This is a genomic window from Anabaena sp. UHCC 0187 (assembly GCF_009712035.1).
Taxonomy (GTDB): Bacteria; Cyanobacteriota; Cyanobacteriia; order Cyanobacteriales; family Nostocaceae; genus Dolichospermum.
In genome coordinates, this window is the sequence record NZ_VILB01000007.1 from 21,692 (window position 1) to 37,375 (window position 15,684).

The 15,684-nt window shown below is 40.0% G+C and carries 15 protein-coding genes and 1 tRNA gene; 8 read left to right on the plus strand and 8 right to left on the minus strand.

Going from position 1 to position 15,684, the window contains the following annotated elements; genetic code table 11:
- Positions 1 to 172: 172 nt before the first annotated feature.
- Positions 173 to 254, minus strand: a tRNA-Leu gene (locus FJR11_RS06420).
- Positions 255 to 363: 109 nt separating this feature from the next.
- A complete protein-coding gene (alr, locus tag FJR11_RS06425) occupies positions 364 to 1,551 on the minus strand; it encodes an alanine racemase (RefSeq protein WP_168502883.1) in 1,188 nt (395 codons plus the stop codon).
- A gap of 522 nt (positions 1,552 to 2,073) precedes the next feature.
- Here alr and FJR11_RS06430 point away from each other — a divergent pair.
- Positions 2,074 to 2,427 carry an STAS domain-containing protein gene (locus FJR11_RS06430; RefSeq protein WP_168502884.1) on the plus strand — a complete coding sequence of 118 codons (354 nt, stop codon included), beginning with the start codon at positions 2,074 to 2,076 and terminating at the stop codon, positions 2,425 to 2,427.
- Between the two features lie 102 nt (positions 2,428 to 2,529).
- Here FJR11_RS06430 and FJR11_RS06435 read toward each other — a convergent pair whose 3' ends face one another.
- Complete coding sequence (locus FJR11_RS06435) at positions 2,530 to 3,090, minus strand: Npun_F5560 family protein (RefSeq protein ID WP_168502989.1); 561 nt, start codon at positions 3,088 to 3,090, stop codon at positions 2,530 to 2,532.
- A 481-nt stretch (positions 3,091 to 3,571) separates the two neighbouring features.
- Here FJR11_RS06435 and mgtE point away from each other — a divergent pair, with 481 nt between their 5' ends.
- From mgtE to FJR11_RS06455, 4 genes are all read left to right on the plus strand, one after another.
- Positions 3,572 to 4,921: a magnesium transporter gene (gene mgtE / locus FJR11_RS06440; protein WP_168502885.1), complete on the plus strand. Its 1,350-nt coding sequence runs from the start codon at positions 3,572 to 3,574 to the stop codon at positions 4,919 to 4,921.
- Between the two features lie 79 nt (positions 4,922 to 5,000).
- Positions 5,001 to 6,011: an aspartate carbamoyltransferase catalytic subunit gene (locus FJR11_RS06445; RefSeq protein WP_168502886.1), complete on the plus strand. Its 1,011-nt coding sequence runs from the start codon at positions 5,001 to 5,003 to the stop codon at positions 6,009 to 6,011.
- 342 nt (positions 6,012 to 6,353) lie between these two features.
- The gene (locus tag FJR11_RS06450) at positions 6,354 to 7,271 is read left to right on the plus strand and encodes a hypothetical protein (RefSeq protein ID WP_168502887.1); all 918 of its coding nucleotides are present in this window, start codon (positions 6,354 to 6,356) and stop codon (positions 7,269 to 7,271) included.
- A 59-nt stretch (positions 7,272 to 7,330) separates the two neighbouring features.
- Positions 7,331 to 8,323 (plus strand): pentapeptide repeat-containing protein, encoded by a 993-nt coding sequence (locus FJR11_RS06455; RefSeq protein WP_168502888.1) that lies wholly within the window; start codon positions 7,331 to 7,333, stop codon positions 8,321 to 8,323.
- A 12-nt stretch (positions 8,324 to 8,335) separates the two neighbouring features.
- Here the strand turns inward: FJR11_RS06455 and FJR11_RS06460 are convergent, their stop codons facing one another.
- The 3 genes from FJR11_RS06460 to FJR11_RS06470 form a co-directional block, all read right to left on the minus strand.
- Positions 8,336 to 9,196, minus strand: a complete 861-nt coding sequence (locus FJR11_RS06460) for a sulfite exporter TauE/SafE family protein (protein ID WP_168502889.1) — start codon at positions 9,194 to 9,196, stop codon at positions 8,336 to 8,338.
- A 131-nt stretch (positions 9,197 to 9,327) separates the two neighbouring features.
- The gene (locus FJR11_RS06465) at positions 9,328 to 9,867 is read right to left on the minus strand and encodes a rhodanese-like domain-containing protein (protein WP_168502890.1); all 540 of its coding nucleotides are present in this window, start codon (positions 9,865 to 9,867) and stop codon (positions 9,328 to 9,330) included.
- A 28-nt stretch (positions 9,868 to 9,895) separates the two neighbouring features.
- On the minus strand, positions 9,896 to 10,597 hold the full coding sequence (locus tag FJR11_RS06470) for an MBL fold metallo-hydrolase (protein ID WP_168502891.1): 702 nt from the start codon (positions 10,595 to 10,597) through the stop codon (positions 9,896 to 9,898).
- Positions 10,598 to 10,681: 84 nt separating this feature from the next.
- On the opposite strand from FJR11_RS06470, the gene FJR11_RS06475 reads away from it, so the two are divergent.
- Complete coding sequence (locus FJR11_RS06475) at positions 10,682 to 11,014, plus strand: helix-turn-helix transcriptional regulator (protein ID WP_168502892.1); 333 nt, start codon at positions 10,682 to 10,684, stop codon at positions 11,012 to 11,014.
- A gap of 111 nt (positions 11,015 to 11,125) precedes the next feature.
- Here FJR11_RS06475 and FJR11_RS06480 read toward each other — a convergent pair whose 3' ends face one another.
- Both FJR11_RS06480 and glpX read right to left on the minus strand, forming a co-directional pair.
- On the minus strand, positions 11,126 to 12,412 hold the full coding sequence (locus FJR11_RS06480; RefSeq protein WP_168502893.1) for a glutamyl-tRNA reductase: 1,287 nt from the start codon (positions 12,410 to 12,412) through the stop codon (positions 11,126 to 11,128).
- Positions 12,413 to 13,094: 682 nt separating this feature from the next.
- Positions 13,095 to 14,132, minus strand: coding sequence for a class II fructose-bisphosphatase (glpX, locus tag FJR11_RS06485; RefSeq protein WP_168502894.1), 1,038 nt, complete (start codon positions 14,130 to 14,132; stop codon positions 13,095 to 13,097).
- A gap of 248 nt (positions 14,133 to 14,380) precedes the next feature.
- On the opposite strand from glpX, the gene FJR11_RS06490 reads away from it, so the two are divergent.
- Positions 14,381 to 14,938, plus strand: coding sequence for a hypothetical protein (locus tag FJR11_RS06490; RefSeq protein ID WP_168502895.1), 558 nt, complete (start codon positions 14,381 to 14,383; stop codon positions 14,936 to 14,938).
- A 78-nt stretch (positions 14,939 to 15,016) separates the two neighbouring features.
- Complete coding sequence (locus tag FJR11_RS06495) at positions 15,017 to 15,661, plus strand: DUF3318 domain-containing protein (protein ID WP_168502896.1); 645 nt, start codon at positions 15,017 to 15,019, stop codon at positions 15,659 to 15,661.
- The last annotated feature ends 23 nt before the right edge of the window (positions 15,662 to 15,684 follow it).

Here is a 15,684-nt window from a genome sequence, read left to right on the forward strand (position 1 = left end):
CTTGTTCTATAATGATGACAAGGATGATTTTTTTTTACGACATTAATTTGTCACTACCATCAAAACGACAACAAATAGTCACAGCGACACTAATTTGTCACTGATGACATATAATTAGTCACTGTACATTTAATTTTCCTGAGTGCTTTTAATTTGACTAGTTGTTTAAAAGTGCGGATAAAAGGACTTGAACCTTCACTCCTTTCGGAACTAGAACCTAAATCTAGCGCGTCTGCCAATTTCGCCATATCCGCATTAAGAACTTACTTTAACATAACAAATTATTTATGGCAATAGGTAAAAAGTCAAAATTTAAAATTCGGGGCTGGGGGATTGGTGATTTCGCCCCATGTCCCCAATCCTCTACATCACAGCCACACGAGGGAGACGATGCTTAAAGCCGCAGAGAATTTCCCAAGAGATGGTGTTGAGGCGATTTGCCCAATCATCAGGGGATATTTGCTCTTGTCCCTGTTCTCCTAGTAAGGTGACTATTTCCCCTTCTTGCAAATCGGGGATGGAACTCACATCTAACATGATTTGATCCATTGTAATTGCGCCAATTTGCGGCACAGATTGTCCACGGATTAATACCTGCATTTGATTAGAAAGATGACGGGGAACTCCATCGGCATAACCGATACCAACGACAGCTAGACGCATTTCTTTGGCAGCAGTAAAATGATGACCATAGCTGACTCCAGTTCCTGGGGCTATGGTTTTAACTTGGGTAACTCTGGCTTTGAGTTGTAAAACAGGTTGAAGTTTAATTTCATGTTGTAAGTGAGTGGCAGGATAAAGGCCATACATGGCTAAACCTACACGGACCATGTCATAGTGAAGGCTTGAATCTGCCAGGGTAGCGGCTGAGTTAGCTAAATGTAAACTGGGAATTTTGATCCCTTTAGCTTTGATATCTGCAATTGCTTCCTCAAATCGTCTATGCTGTTCTCCCATCACCGTCACATCAGGACTATCTGCCGTTGCTAAGTGAGAATAAATACTGGCAATATCTAAATGGGGTAATCCTTGGACCAACTGGACAAACTCTGCTGCTTGTTGCCAATTAGTCCCTAACCTAGACATTCCTGTATCTAATTTGATGTGTACGGGTAAAGAGGAATTATAGTGAATAGTTTCTAATGTGTTAGAAAATTCTAAAGCTTGCTTAGGACTACATAGTGTCGGCTGAAGTTGCCAATGAGCGATCGCCTGAATTTGTTCTGGTGTGTTGGTTGCCCCTAAAATTAAAATCGGGGCTTTAATGCCATCTTCCCGCAATTGAATACCTTCGGGAACAGTTGCTACACCTAACCAAGTCGCCCCCGCTTCTAAAGCAGTTTTCGCAACTGTTCCTGCCCCATGCCCGTAGGCATCAGCTTTGACAACTGCCATTAATTGGGTCTGTGGCGATAACAACTTGACCAACTGTTTGACATTATGAGACAACGCCCCTAAATCAATTTCTACCCAAGCCCGCTGAGAAAACCAAGCATAAGTATCACGTTCCTGATGATCAGCAAAAATTGGGGTTTGTTTGCGACTTAACATTGCACTTCACTCCTAATCACACCACTGCAAAGCTTCCAGACTATCTGATAGTTCTGATTTGCGTCCTCAAAGCTCTATCAATTTAATCAGGAAGTTTAACTTTGATCCGGTAATTTATACAAGATGGTGGCGTGAGCAATATTAGTGTGTCCGCAGATTAAATAGTTGTTTGATTATCGCAAGATAGTTCTTCCTCATCAAATTCATGATAACAAATTTAAAATCAAATGTCAACCCTGAAAATCTCCTTTATTTCGCAGTTGCGCGATTTAACTTGAAGTTGAGCAGGAATTTTGTCCCAGCTATAAATGATAAATTTGCTACCGAAATTACTAGAAAAATCTGCTTATACTAGAAAGACATATCACAAATTATACGGCATAAATACTGGAAACCCTATTCTCAACTGCATTGCTGTAAATTCCCATAACTTTGCGAAAACAGTGATGCTGCTGTTGAAGTATAAACAGTATTGATGTCAATTTTCTCTTGATTTTGTCTTTCAAATAACCAGTTAAATTTATGACTCTTACACAAGAACGCCAAGTGATTTTGTTCAAACCCCAAGGCAGTATAGACTTAGACAGTGGTACAGTCTTGAGCGAACAGATGGCTGCAATAAAACCTCAGCATCATCAACTCTGGGTTATAGATTTAGCAGAAGTAGATTTTATGGATAGTTCTGGATTAGTCCCCCTAGTCAAAGGACTTACGGTAGCGCGTCAAAGTGGTTGTCGGTTAGTTCTTTGTAATGTCAAAGCTCCAGTCAAATTGATTTTGGAACTTACCCAACTTGATACAGTATTTGAAATTTTCCCAAATTATGAAGATATTTTTGCTGTTGTTGAAGATCAGCCGCTATTATTAGCGAGCTAATTTGTAGAATTTTCCTGACAAATACCTAAAATCCGCAGCATCTGACAAATACAGGTACTGCGGATTTTAGGTGTTTATTTATTGCAAATACACGCACAAATTTTAGGCATTCTGGGGAGCGGACAGATTATTTGGTGCAACTTCCGAACGAGGAAAAGTTGGTAAATCAATACCACCATGATTTGTATAGCGGTTTTTGAGTGCTAAACGATAACTCACACTTTGCAATTCAGCTTGCAATTGGCGATTTTCTCGTTGTAGCTTTGTTACCTTATCTCGCACTGGTGTCATGCGTTCCTCAAACTTACGACGGTAAATTTGGGGTAATTCCTGTACTACCTGCTCCAGCATCCGACTCCGATCAGTTAGCTCTTGCACTGACTGTCTTAGTTCGTGAATCTCCGTGTCACGACTCGTAATTTGCTCTTGATAGAACGTCACCTGCTGTTCCACAGCTTGGAGTTGATCTCTTAAAGCCTGCAATTGACTCAAATCTATCTCTGGCTCGGATTTTGGGGGTGTAAAGTTAGCATTACCCTTAACTAGCCGAAATAGTTCTTGAGATAACTGCTGCACTAATTGATCTCGCAGTTGCAACTCTTGGTGCAACTGGGATATTTCGGTAGACAGTTCTTGGATGTTTGGTATATCAGATTGGCTCACAGTCACCTTAAGTTCTTATGTATAACTGCGATATTAACACTCTCATTGTCTAAAGACACCCTCGATTCTTGGTTTACTGAAACTACTTTCCCTGACAGGATTCCTCCCACCAAAGTAGAGGTATCTTCTCCCAAAGTCTCAAAACCGAGGTTTAATTTTTTCGCTGATGGGTTCTTAAAAAATCAACTGTAGAATACTTATTATAAAAGATACAATAGCATATTTGCCGTTCTATAATCAAGAATATATTGCATGATCAGTTACAAGTTATGCTGATTATGCTTAAAATATGACACAGCACCTATCGGAAAAGAAAATTTCGGGCTAAACTCATTACTTAGCGGTGCTATTTTTAGTTCCGATGTTGATATTCAATTTTACAAGAGGTTATGGACAAAAGTCCAACAGATGGCAGTATTATCCTCCTCTAAGCTGGCGAGGCAGTCTCCCGGCGTGGGGGAGACTTTAGGAGATGTTGATTATGCTTTCACAGGAAGTTCGGAATTCCTTAGATATTGCTGATTTAAATCAGCTTAAATGCGACCTGAATTGTTTACAGCCCGTGGATGTGGGCGAGTATATTACGGAATTGCCCGAAAAACAAAGGGCGATCGCTTTCCGCTTACTCAACAAAGATCAAGCCATAGATGTTTTTGAATATTTACCCACAGAAGTACGGGAAGACCTCATTAATTCCCTCCATGATGCCCAGGTAGTTCACCTCGTTGAAGAAATGAGTCCTGATGAACGGGCAGAATTATTTGATGAACTACCAGCGGGAGTAGTCAAACGCCTATTACAACAACTCAGTCCCGAACAAAGACAAGCCACAGCCACGATTCTCGGCTATCCAGAAGGGACTGCTGGCCGGGTAATGACGACGGAGTATGTCCGCTTGCGGCGAGGATTAACGGTGGGTGAAGCCCTCAGTAAAATTCGCTTGCAAGACGAAGATAAGGAAACAATTTACTATGCCTATGTCACTGATGATAATCGCAAATTAGTCAGCGTTGTTTCTTTGCGGCAGTTATTATTTACCTTTCCCGATGTTTTAATTAAAGATATTGCCAGCGCCCACGTGGTTAAGGTAACAACAGAAACCTCACAGGAAGAAGTTGCCCGCATTATGCAGCGTTACGACTTAATTGCCATGCCTGTGGTTGACAGAGAAGATCGGTTAGTGGGTATTATTACGATTGATGATGTAGTAGATATTTTAGAAGAAGAAGCCACCGAAGACATCCAAAAATTGGCAGGGGTAAGTGGTGATGAAGAAGCTTTATCTCCCGCACACATCACAATTCGGAAACGGTTGCCTTGGTTATTGGGGATTATGGGATTATATATTGGTGCTGCCAGTGCGATCGCTCCTTTTCAACAAGTCATTGCGGCTGTACCAGTTCTCGCTGTGATTATGCCCATATTTTCTAACACAGGCGGCACTGTAGGTATCCAAGCCCTCACTGTCACTATTCGCGGCTTAGGGGTAGGAGAAGTCACACCCGAAGACACTGGAAAAATTCTCCGCAAAGAACTTTTAGCGGGTTTAGGCACTGCTGTAGCTTTAGGGCTGACAATGGTGGCCCTGTCCCTGATTTGGGCTAAACCTCAAGAAAGATGGGTAGCTTTAATTGCTGGGGCAGTTATGGCCACAAATACAATGGTGGCTGTCACCCTAGGAACTTTGCTACCCATGGGTTTGAAGCATCTCAAACTAGATCCGGCTTTAATGAGTGGTCCGTTAGTAACAACACTTTTGGATACAATCGGCTTTTTAACCTTTCTCAGCATGATTTCAATTGCTTTAAAGGTATTTCATTTACAAAGTTAACCAGTTGGTAATTGGTAATTATGCTTTTTTCGTCATTACCAATAAACAATTATCTAATAATCTAAAATCTAAAATCCCAATGCCTACTACTACCTGGAATCGTCATCACATTCTCACCCTGGCTGACTTCACAACGGCTGAATATAACGCCGTGTTACAAACTGCGGCTTCTTTTCAAGAAGTCCTATCACGACGCACAAAGAAAGTCCCCACTTTACAGGGGCAGGTGGTAGCAAATTTATTTTTTGAACCCTCTACTCGCACCCGGAGTAGTTTTGAAATTGCGGCCAAAAGACTCAGTGCGGACACTTTAAATTTTGCTGCGGCTACATCTTCTATGACCAAGGGAGAAACAATTCTGGACACAGCCAAGACTTATTTGGCCATGGGAACTGATATCATGGTAATCCGCCATAAAGATGCCGGAGTACCACAGGCAATCGCCCAAGAAATGGATCGTTTAGGTGTAAAAGTTAGCGTTCTCAATGCCGGTGATGGACAACATGAACATCCATCTCAAGGATTACTAGATTTATTTACAATTTGTAGTTTAATTGATCCTGCCCAACCCAGAATTGAATTATTACAAGGTAAAAAAATAGCTATTGTTGGCGATATTTTACATTCTCGTGTAGCCCGTTCTAATATTTGGAGTTTAATTGCCAGTGGTGCAGAAGTCCATCTGGCAGCACCTCCCACATTATTACCTAAATTCTTTGCTGAATATTTAGGTGTAACAGACCCAAAAAACTTGAAATCCCAACGATTATTTACCCATTGGCAACTAGAACCAGCTTTAGAAAATGCTGATTTTGTCATGACTTTGCGGCTACAAAAAGAACGGATGACCGCTCATTTATTACCCAGTTTACGAGAATATCATCAACTATTTGGCATTACTCGCGCTAAGTTAAAACTCTGTAGCCCTAAAGTTAAAGTTTTACATCCAGGTCCAGTTAATCGGGGTGTGGAAATTAGTTCTGATTTAATGGATGATCCGGAATTTAGTTTAATTCAATCTCAGGTAACTAGCGGTGTCGCTGTGCGGATGGCACTTTTGTATTTTATCGGTAGTGGTAGAGTTAATTAACAGTAAACCAAAAGCTAGGAATTACTAGTACCGCAGTGCGGAATTAAAAATTAAAAGTTAAAAAAGCAGATTACACAAGCTTTTGTCAAATTTTTAATGGTTGATTGACTTACGCCGTTGTGTGCTAGCAATTAGCTATTTAGTCGTCAAAGAAGGACTCGTCTGGGATTTGGTGGCAAAATGGAATCCCTTCACTGGTACTGCAGTACTGTTCTGGTTCAGCTTGACCTAGCTTTGTCACCTGCTTCTATTTTTAAACTGACATAAAACTTTTGCTACCTACTAGGACGCAAATTCAGCTATAATTTACTACTATTGCATACTTATACCGGAGATTTACCAATGATAACTCTATCTATTCTGGATGAAATAGCGAAATATTTAGAACAGCATGAAAACTCAAAAAGGATTAAAAAATTAATATTCTCTGCTTGCAAAAATATTTGGGAGAATGATCAACATACCTTAGATAGATTTAAATTGCCAGAATTAATTCAAGAATTATGTAGTTTAAATCCAACGATAGATAACTTAAATTCTAGTTTATCTAGTGTGGTTAATACTCTTAATAAACCAGGGGAATATTCCATCGTTGCCGATATTATTGTCAATGAAATCCAAAAATTATATCTCACATCTGATGAAGAAACAGGAATACTCTTAAAACAACCCCATCAAGAAGAAGAAACAGGAATAGTATTACCGCAAAATAACCCCATACTTTCTTATCCTGAAAAAATATTATCAAATCCTATAAATAAACCGCCAAGTATTGCCAGAAAAGCTCAATATAATCCATTTGATTTACGGCAAAATCTGATGAAATATACTAACCCACTGAGGGCTAAAATAATTTTATATTCAGCACTTTACAGGAAATTTACTTTCAATGAACAAGACTGGTTTAAACTCAGGGGAGAAAAACTTGATAGTTTATTACAGAGATTATTTAATTCTTGTCCCACTCTCAGAGAACTAGAATCTAAACTCAATAATGCTGTTATATCTTTAGGTGAACCAGATGAAAATACTCAAGCAGCAGGTGCAATCATTCAAACTATGCGAAATTTATATAGTGAGATGCCAGCTAGTAGTAACTCACAGCAATCAATTAACAGTTATTCATCTCCAGAAACTAGAACACTAGTTAATCCTAATCATCAAATTCCCCTCACTGATCTTGATGATTTCTATGATAATAACGATGACGATAATAATACCTGTCAAGTGATAGTACCGCCGACACCAGATAGAAAATAATCAAGAAAAATTTCCACTATTATTGTGTTATTTTTGGGAAAATAATTGAGAGAAAAACTATGGATGCTAAAGAACTTTTACAGCGATATGCAAATGGAGAAACAAAATTTATTGACGCAAATTTAAATGGGGTGAATCTGTTTGGTGTAGACTTGATTGGTATCGGTTTAAATCAGGCAAATTTATGTAATGCTATCCTCATTTTTAGCTATTTAAATCGGGCTATTCTCAACCAGGCAAATCTAACTTGTACAAACCTCGGTGGTGCGAACCTGAATCAAGCAAGTTTAATTAATGCTAACTTACATGATGCTGATTTACATGGTGCAACTTTGCAAAGTGCTGATTTGCGTAATGCTAATTTAACTTTAGCTGATTTGCTAGATGCTAACTTGATGAATGCTGATCTGCGTGGTGCTGATTTGAGTGGTGCTAACCTCACAGGTGCTTGTCTGCGGGGTGCTAACCTGCGAGAAGAAAAGAGAGCCTATTGTGCTACTCTCCGGGGTGCTAACCTGCATAAAGCTGATTTGCGGGGTGCTAATTTAACTGGTGCAGATTTAGCCAAGGTGAATCTGAGTGGTGCTAATTTAAGTGAGTCCATGCTGCGTGGTGCTAACCTCAGTGGTGCTAACCTCAGTGGGGCAATTTTAGAAGGTGCGGCTTTAACTGAGGCTAATTTAGAGGGTGCTAATTTGAATGGCGCTAACTTGATCAATGCTAGACTAGAACGAGCAAATCTGAGTGAAGCGGAACTCGTTGGTGCGAACTTGCAAGGTGCAAGGATGCCCGATGCTAAACTAACTAAAGCTCAGATGAGTCGAGCTAATTTGAGTTTTACTAGGCTGAGTAAAGTAGATTTCAGTCGGGCTAACTTGCGCGAGGCTAATTTAACTGAAGCAGACTTAGTAGATGCCTATCTGGCCAGAACAGACTTGACTGGTGCTAATTTAACTAAGGCAAGTTTGATTAGAGCGGAAATGAGTACCACAAATCTCACAGGTGCAAATTTGCGGGAAACAATTATGCCTGATGGCACAATTAGTTATTAAAAATTGGCAAATTTACCCATTTTTTTGAATTATGGAGTAACTTCTATTTTCCCAATTAAATGCTGTTTTCTTTCTCGAAAATCCATCGTGATTTTGAAACAAAACAAAAGCCGCTACAGCTAACAAAAAATAGCCAAAATACTTTTGGAGTTTTTTACCATCAATAAACTGAGATAAATAAGCACCAAAAAAACTTCCTAAACTAGCAGCAATAATAAATGTTCCTACTAATGGCCAATCTAATTCAACTTGCCCCAAATACCCTAAAAACCCAGCTATAGCATTAACAACTAGAATTAACAACGAAGTCCCAATTGCTTCTTTCATGGGAGTTCTCCCCAAAATAACTAAAGCTGGAACAATCGCAAATCCTCCCCCAACTCCTATTAATCCCGTTAATATTCCTACTCCCAATCCTTCTGTTAGTAACCACAACCAGCAATATTTACAAACTGGGGCTGTATAAACTACATGAGGATTTGCTGGAGATTCCTTGGGGGATTTTTTACTACTACGCTGAATCATTAAACCTGCCGCTATCAGCATCATAATTGCAAACAGCAGCATTTGTAAACTGTCAGTAATAAATGGTAATCCCGCGATTTTTGCCCCTAAAAAAGCACCCAACATGGTAGCAGAACCAAAAATAGCTGCTTTTTTAAAATTGATATTTCCTTTTTGCCAATGAGGTATGACACCAATTAAACTTACTGTACCAACAATTACTAAAGTCATCGCAATAGCTGGTTTAGTCGGTACTCCCATGACATACACTAAAATAGGTAATGCTAAAACAGAGCCACCACCACCTATTAATCCTAAACTAATACCAATACCTGTTGCTAAAAAATGCCCTAATATCCATGTAAACATAATTTGTTATTCTTAATTAATTAATTAATTTACTTTCATTTCAGCAAATTGTAGGTTAGTTTGACATAATAAAACCCAACATTTAGAGGATTTTGTTGGGTTATGCTGCGACTTAACTCAACCTACACAATTTAGTTTTTCTGGTTATAGGGTAATTTAGCCAATAGCATTCCCATGGCACAGGTATTTGTTAATCCCGCAAATACTAATCCTGCCCCTACGAAGCCACTCAATATTAAAAACCAGGGAGAAACAAAAGCACCTAATATAGTTCCGGTAAATACTAATGAACCAGCGACAATTTGCACTTGACGCATTAAGCTAATTGGAGCATTTTTATTGATTTGAGTTGGATATCCTGACTGTTTCCAAGCTGTAATTCCTCCTGCTAATTGTCTAAATTCTGTAAATCCAGAATTAACAAGTTTTTGGGCTACTTGGTTAGAACGATTTCCTGATTGACAGTAAATGATAATTTCTTTACCCTGGATTAAAGATACCTGTTCTGGCTGAAATTTAGAAAGGGGTAAAAGTTGCGCTTGGGGAATATGTTCTCCTCTATATTCTGAAGGTTCTCGAACATCTATTAAGTGGACTTTCTGTTGTTTAATTAATTGCTGAACAGTAGCAACATCAACTAATTTTAATTTGGCGTTGATAGATGTAGTCATTTTATTACCTCTAATTTAATTGTGGATACTAATTATTAACTAAAACTGCATTACCGCAACTTTCATTGGCTGGTACTGCTGCCATCATTTTTTTGGGATTTGGTAGGTTAAGATTGGACATTAATTGGATAAAACTATCGCGGTTATGTCCTTTAAATCGGGGATTATGTTGTTTTTCTTCCCCAATTGTGGAAACTGTAAAACCTTGATAATCATGTCCTGGATAAACTAGGGTTTTATCGGGAAGAGTAAACAATTTTTGGGTGACGACATCAAATAAAGTTCCAGCATTTCCACTTTGAAAATCAGTTCTTCCACAACCACGAATTAATAAAGAATCTCCTGTAAATAATCTTTCGTGATTGACTAAATACGCTGTATGACTGTCTGTATGTCCTGGTGTGGAAATAGCTTGGATAACTACTCCATCTAGTTGTATAATCTCTTTATCTTTAATTTGTTTGTCAGCACAGATAACAGGTGCATTTTCGGGAACAATTCCCAAACATCCAGTTAATTGGCGTAATTTACCTGTACCAGTGATGTGATCGGCATGAATATGACTCTCAAAACAGTACTGCAGTACCAGTCCTAATTCCTTAATTAGTTGTAAATCTCGTTCTACCTGTTCCCATACAGGATCTATGAGTATTGCTGCTCTTGTATTTTCGTCAGCAATTAGGTATGTATATGTACTTGAGTCTTGATCAAAAAGTTGGCGGAATAACATTTTTTTACAAAGTTTGTTATTTATTCATGATATAACCATATAGTAGAATAGTCAACAGAAACATCCAAATATTTTAAATTTTCTATGTCAGACATATTTCCCGGCGCTCTTAGCCAAGTTGCAGATTATTTCAAAGTGCTGTCAGAAGTCAGCAGGTTACAGGTATTATGTTGTTTGAAAACTGGTGCGAAGAACGTCACTGAAATTATTACGGAGACTGGATTAGGCCAGGCTAATGTTTCTAAGCATCTTAAAGTTTTAGCACAGGCGGGTATTGTCAAAAGAACGCCCGAAGGAGTCAGTGTAATTTACGAGATAGCTGATCCTATTCTATTTCAATTGTGTGACTTAGTGTGCGATCGCTTGCAAGTTAGACTCGAAGAACAAACCAAGCAGTTAGAAAAATTTAAGCTATAAGAGAGAAAAATCAAACAACAGCAAACCAAAAAGCCAAGGCAAAACCAAAACCCCAGCAAAACAGGGAACAATCCCAGGAATGGAATCACAGTTCCCTGTTTCTTGATGATTTCAGCTAAACTGTTCCTCAGCGTCCAAATTAAATAACATTTGCAGAGTTTGCATACATCGTCTTCTAGCTTCCACATCTTGCTGGGCGCGTAATTGCACCATCGGATCATGGAGAATCTTATTTACTATTCCCCTTGTCAAAGCCTCAATTACCTCTTGATGCTTTTCGCCAAATTCCGAACCCAAACGAGATAAAGCCTTTTCTAATTCCTGTTCGCGGATAGTTTCGATTTTATTGCGGAGAGAACTAATAGTAGATACAGTTTCTAAACTTCGCCACCAAATATCAAAAGCTTCAACTTCCTCATCTAAAATCTTCTCAGCTTCCTGCGCCATTTGCCGGCGACTTTCATAATTTTGGGCGACAACCGCCTTCAAATCATCAACATTAAAAGCCTTGACATTGGCCAAATCATTGACATCTGCATCCACATTCCGGGGGACAGAAATATCAAATATCATCAATTGTTGATTGGGTTCTAACACCGTTTCTAACTTGGCGCGATCTAAAATGGGTTCAGTGGAAGAAGTGCTAGTAAAAACTATATCACTAGCGGCAATCACTGACATCATTTCTGGCAGCAAATGGATTTGGATAGGTTGTTCTGGGAACAACTTCGCCAATTCTTCAGCCCTTGTGCGGGAACGATTAACAATACTAATTTGAGTTGCACCTTTAGAAATCAGGTGTTGTACCAGCAACCGGGACATTTTCCCAGCACCGAGAATAGACACCCGATAAGTAGATAAATTTTCTACCTTCATCTGTGCTAATTCCACAGCGGCCGAACTGATAGAAACCGCACCAGTGCCAATACTGGTTTCCGTGCGAACCCGTTTACCTGCCGTTAAAGCTTGTTTAAATAACCGATTTAAAATGGTTTTTATCCCATTAAATTGTTGTCCGAGTTTGTGGGTATTCTTAACTTGAGCGAGAATTTGACCTTCACCCAAAACCAGGCTATCTAAACCACCCGCAACCCGTAAAATATGGGTGATAGCATCAGTATGCAGCAACATAAACAAATGATGTCGCAAAGACATAATCGGCAATTTGCTATGTTCAGAAAGGAACTGAGTCACCTCATGAATTCCTTGGGTAGTTTCGTTACTAACGATATAAATTTCTAAGCGGTTACAAGTGCTGAGAATAGCAACTTCATCAACATGAGGATAACTCAGAAGTTGGGCGATCGCACTTTCAATTTGAGGTTCAGGAATACTTAATTTTTCTCTAACTTCGACTGGGGCTGTTTTATGGCTTAACCCCACCACTGCAATATTCATAAGACCTTACGGTAAGTGGGAAACTCAGTCACTTTAGTGCTGAGAGGGAAACGACTCGTGCGGTTTTAACCGCTTCATTACCGCCTTGGAGTTGAGAAATTCGGGGTACTTTTGTGATGTACTTTCAACGGGACAATTACCGATTCAAATTTTCCAACTCTGTACGCATAATGTTTTGCACGTGATGTGCCTCCCATTTCTGGGGTAATGTTAGCTTAGACCTGTTATAAGAGCTTGTTAGGCTGGCAACACTGTTCCAGTGACCTTAGAACTGTTTAATCACAAGCGACAGAGCGGGGAACTAGTGAAGCAGCGCGGTCTTGGGGGTTTCCCCCATGAGCGACTGCTGAACCCCGAAGGGGCTACGCATTCCCAGGTGTCGTGACTCAAATAACGGCTACCCTTCGACTACACTTAGGGTGGTCTGGTCAGTACGGCTTGCTTGATTACTCTTACAAGCCCAGTCCCTTTAGGGCTGGGTTACTGACTTCTTAAATAGGTAATTGGTTAGGTGTCAGTTGTCAGTTGTTAGTAGACTATCAATAACTAATTGACGGATATAAATTGACCAAAAACTCTAAAATACAAAGTTTTTAGATTTTCACAACCTGTCAAATTTACTTTGACAGACTACTAATAACAATGGACTACTGACCACTGACCACTGACTACTGACTAATTACTACCGCAATTGAATAACTTGAGGTTCGTCAACCAAGTGAACTGTATCCACAAACCGAGCGGTTTTAGATTGGCTAGAAATAACCAAACTTTGGGTTCTAATTCCACCGTGGAAGAAGCGCACACCATCCATCAGAGTTCCAGGAGTGATACCGCAACCAGCAAATAGCACTGTTTCACCAGAAGCTAATTCATTAGCGTTATAAACCTTGTCTCCATCAGTAATACCCATTTCGTTTAGACGGGCAAGATTACCTTCTCTGCTTTCACCAATCAAACCAGTTTGGACAACGGCTGGATCATAAATTAATTGTCCTTGGAAGTGTCCACCCAAGCAGCGTAAAGCCGCAGCAGAAATTACACCTTCGGGAGCAGCACCGATACCCATTAAAGCATGAATATTAGTACCAGCGAAAGCGCAACAGATAGCAGCAGAAACGTCACCATCACTGATCAGTCTTACTCTAGCGCCAGCGGTGCGGATTTCTTGAATCAGGTCTTTGTGACGGGGACGATCCATGACTACTACTACCAATTCTTCAATAGAACGGTTTAAGCATTCAGAAAGGATTTTTAGGTTTTCTGTAGCGGATTTGTTGATATCCACAAGACCTTTAGCCGCTGGTGGTGCAGCGAGTTTCTTCATGTAGAAGTCAGGAGCAGCAAATAAACCGCCCTTTTCGGAAATTGCCAAAACTGCCATAGAGCCATTTTGACCGTAAGCAACTAGGTTAGTACCTTCGCAAGGGTCAACAGCAATGTCAATTTCTACGAGTTCTTCAATATTACAGACACTAGCAGCATTAGGTTGAGTACAGATACCAACTTCTTCACCAATGTAAAGCATAGGAGCTTCGTCCCGTTCGCCTTCACCGATGACGATGCGACCACGCATATGGATTTTGTTCATCCGTTCGCGCATGGCTTCCACTGCTACTTGGTCAGCAATGTTCTTTTCGCCCTTACCCATCCACTTAGAAGAAGCGATCGCTGCTTGCTCAACTACTTCTATAATCTCTAACCCAAGAGTATTTTCCACGAGTATCCCCTTTAAATTACTTGTCTTAGCGTCGTTTGATTAGCTATTTCAGTTTTCAAGTTTACCAAAGTGCGGATACATATTGGCAAAAAGTCTTGACTAGCAACTGTGTTAAGTTTTGCAACCAAGGCAGCAGCGCAAATTCTTAAATATAAAGGCAGAAATTACTATAACAATTGAGTAAATGCGCCTAGCAAGTTAAAATATTTATGGTGACAGCCTCTCCACTGTTCCTTATGAGGCTTTATATGGCAGCAAATCTCAAACAAATAGCCAAGTACCTAGATAATCTTGGTTGGGACTACCGTTTTGATGAAGAAGAAGACCGAATTATTACAGGTGTCGAAGCTGAAAACATCGAGGATTTTCTGATAGTTGTCCAACTGGATGAAGAAGGGAAATTTTTCCGGCTATTTGCACCCCAAGTTTTGGCGGAAGTAAAAGACCATCCCCACAAAGACGCTATCCTCCAGACTATGCTGGCCATTTCCTGGGAAACCAAAATGCTGCAATGGGAATATGATCCATCCGATGGTGAAATCCGCGCTATCATCGAATTTCCCCTGGAAGACTCCCTGCTCACCGAAAGACAATTTAACCGTTGTCTGAGCGGATTAATCCAAATCGTGGATACCATTGCCCTGCCGCGTTTGCAAGAGGTGATGGAAACAGGAGCAGATCCGGGAAATATGGATTTAGGAGAAAGATTATTGTTGAGTATTCAAGAACAAGCTCCTGGATTATTAGAACTCCTAGAAAAAGCCATGGAAGCGCGGAAAAAGCGGGGTAGTTTTGCCGATGAATAAAGCGGATCACTACTGAAATCGCTAAACTGCAAAGTGATAACCTGATCATATACTGAAATTTTGTAAGGCTGGATTTTTATGACATCCTATGCAACCTCCTCTGCTAAAGCAGAAATGAGTGAACTCCGGCGGTTAAAAAGCTTATTACCCCCAGAATTGCAAAGTTGGGTAACAGTTGAAGGCACAACAGAGGTTAATCCATCCCTGATTCGTTGTGAAGAAATTGGTAAAGACCAAGTAGAAATTCAAATTGACTTGGTAAAATGGGATGCTTTAGCAATGGATCAGCGTAATTTGCTGTTCTGGCACGAAGTTGCTCGCGTGCAAAACGACACCATTCCCAAAGATGGTTGGGAAATGGCAGCACTGGCCATTGGTTTAGGTGGTGCTGTGGGTGAATTATGGGTACAGGATGGCTTATTGCTGGTATTAGCAATGGCACTTTGTGGCGTTTCTGGTTGGAGATTATATCAAAAAAATAATGGGGATAAACAAGTTAAAGAATTGTTAGATGCTGACGAAAAAGCGATCGCTCTAGCCACCCGCTTTGGTTATAGTTTACCCAACGCCTATAAAAGTCTTGGTAGTGCCTTAAAGACTTTAGTGGAAAACACTCCTAGCAAACGTCAGCGTTCTCGATATGAAGCTAGATTGTCTGCTCTTAAACGCAGCGCTAACAAAGCCAAAGCTAAATCTAGAGATGGAGATTCTGGGGAACTGTAGAATTTCGATAGTTAGTGGGGTGG

What these genes read in the sequence shown, in the direction of transcription:
- alr (WP_168502883.1), bottom strand. Translation starts at nt 1,551, where the DNA reads ATGTTAAGTCGCAAACAAACCCCAATTTTTGCTGATCATCAGGAACGT.
- FJR11_RS06430 (WP_168502884.1), top strand. Translation starts at nt 2,074, where the DNA reads ATGACTCTTACACAAGAACGCCAAGTGATTTTGTTCAAACCCCAAGGC.
- mgtE (WP_168502885.1), top strand. Translation starts at nt 3,572, where the DNA reads ATGCTTTCACAGGAAGTTCGGAATTCCTTAGATATTGCTGATTTAAAT.
- FJR11_RS06445 (WP_168502886.1), top strand. Translation starts at nt 5,001, where the DNA reads ATGCCTACTACTACCTGGAATCGTCATCACATTCTCACCCTGGCTGAC.
- FJR11_RS06450 (WP_168502887.1), top strand. Translation starts at nt 6,354, where the DNA reads ATGATAACTCTATCTATTCTGGATGAAATAGCGAAATATTTAGAACAG.
- FJR11_RS06455 (WP_168502888.1), top strand. Translation starts at nt 7,331, where the DNA reads ATGGATGCTAAAGAACTTTTACAGCGATATGCAAATGGAGAAACAAAA.
- FJR11_RS06460 (WP_168502889.1), bottom strand. Translation starts at nt 9,196, where the DNA reads ATGTTTACATGGATATTAGGGCATTTTTTAGCAACAGGTATTGGTATT.
- FJR11_RS06465 (WP_168502890.1), bottom strand. Translation starts at nt 9,867, where the DNA reads ATGACTACATCTATCAACGCCAAATTAAAATTAGTTGATGTTGCTACT.
- FJR11_RS06470 (WP_168502891.1), bottom strand. Translation starts at nt 10,597, where the DNA reads ATGTTATTCCGCCAACTTTTTGATCAAGACTCAAGTACATATACATAC.
- FJR11_RS06475 (WP_168502892.1), top strand. Translation starts at nt 10,682, where the DNA reads ATGTCAGACATATTTCCCGGCGCTCTTAGCCAAGTTGCAGATTATTTC.
- FJR11_RS06480 (WP_168502893.1), bottom strand. Translation starts at nt 12,412, where the DNA reads ATGAATATTGCAGTGGTGGGGTTAAGCCATAAAACAGCCCCAGTCGAA.
- FJR11_RS06490 (WP_168502895.1), top strand. Translation starts at nt 14,381, where the DNA reads ATGGCAGCAAATCTCAAACAAATAGCCAAGTACCTAGATAATCTTGGT.
- FJR11_RS06495 (WP_168502896.1), top strand. Translation starts at nt 15,017, where the DNA reads ATGACATCCTATGCAACCTCCTCTGCTAAAGCAGAAATGAGTGAACTC.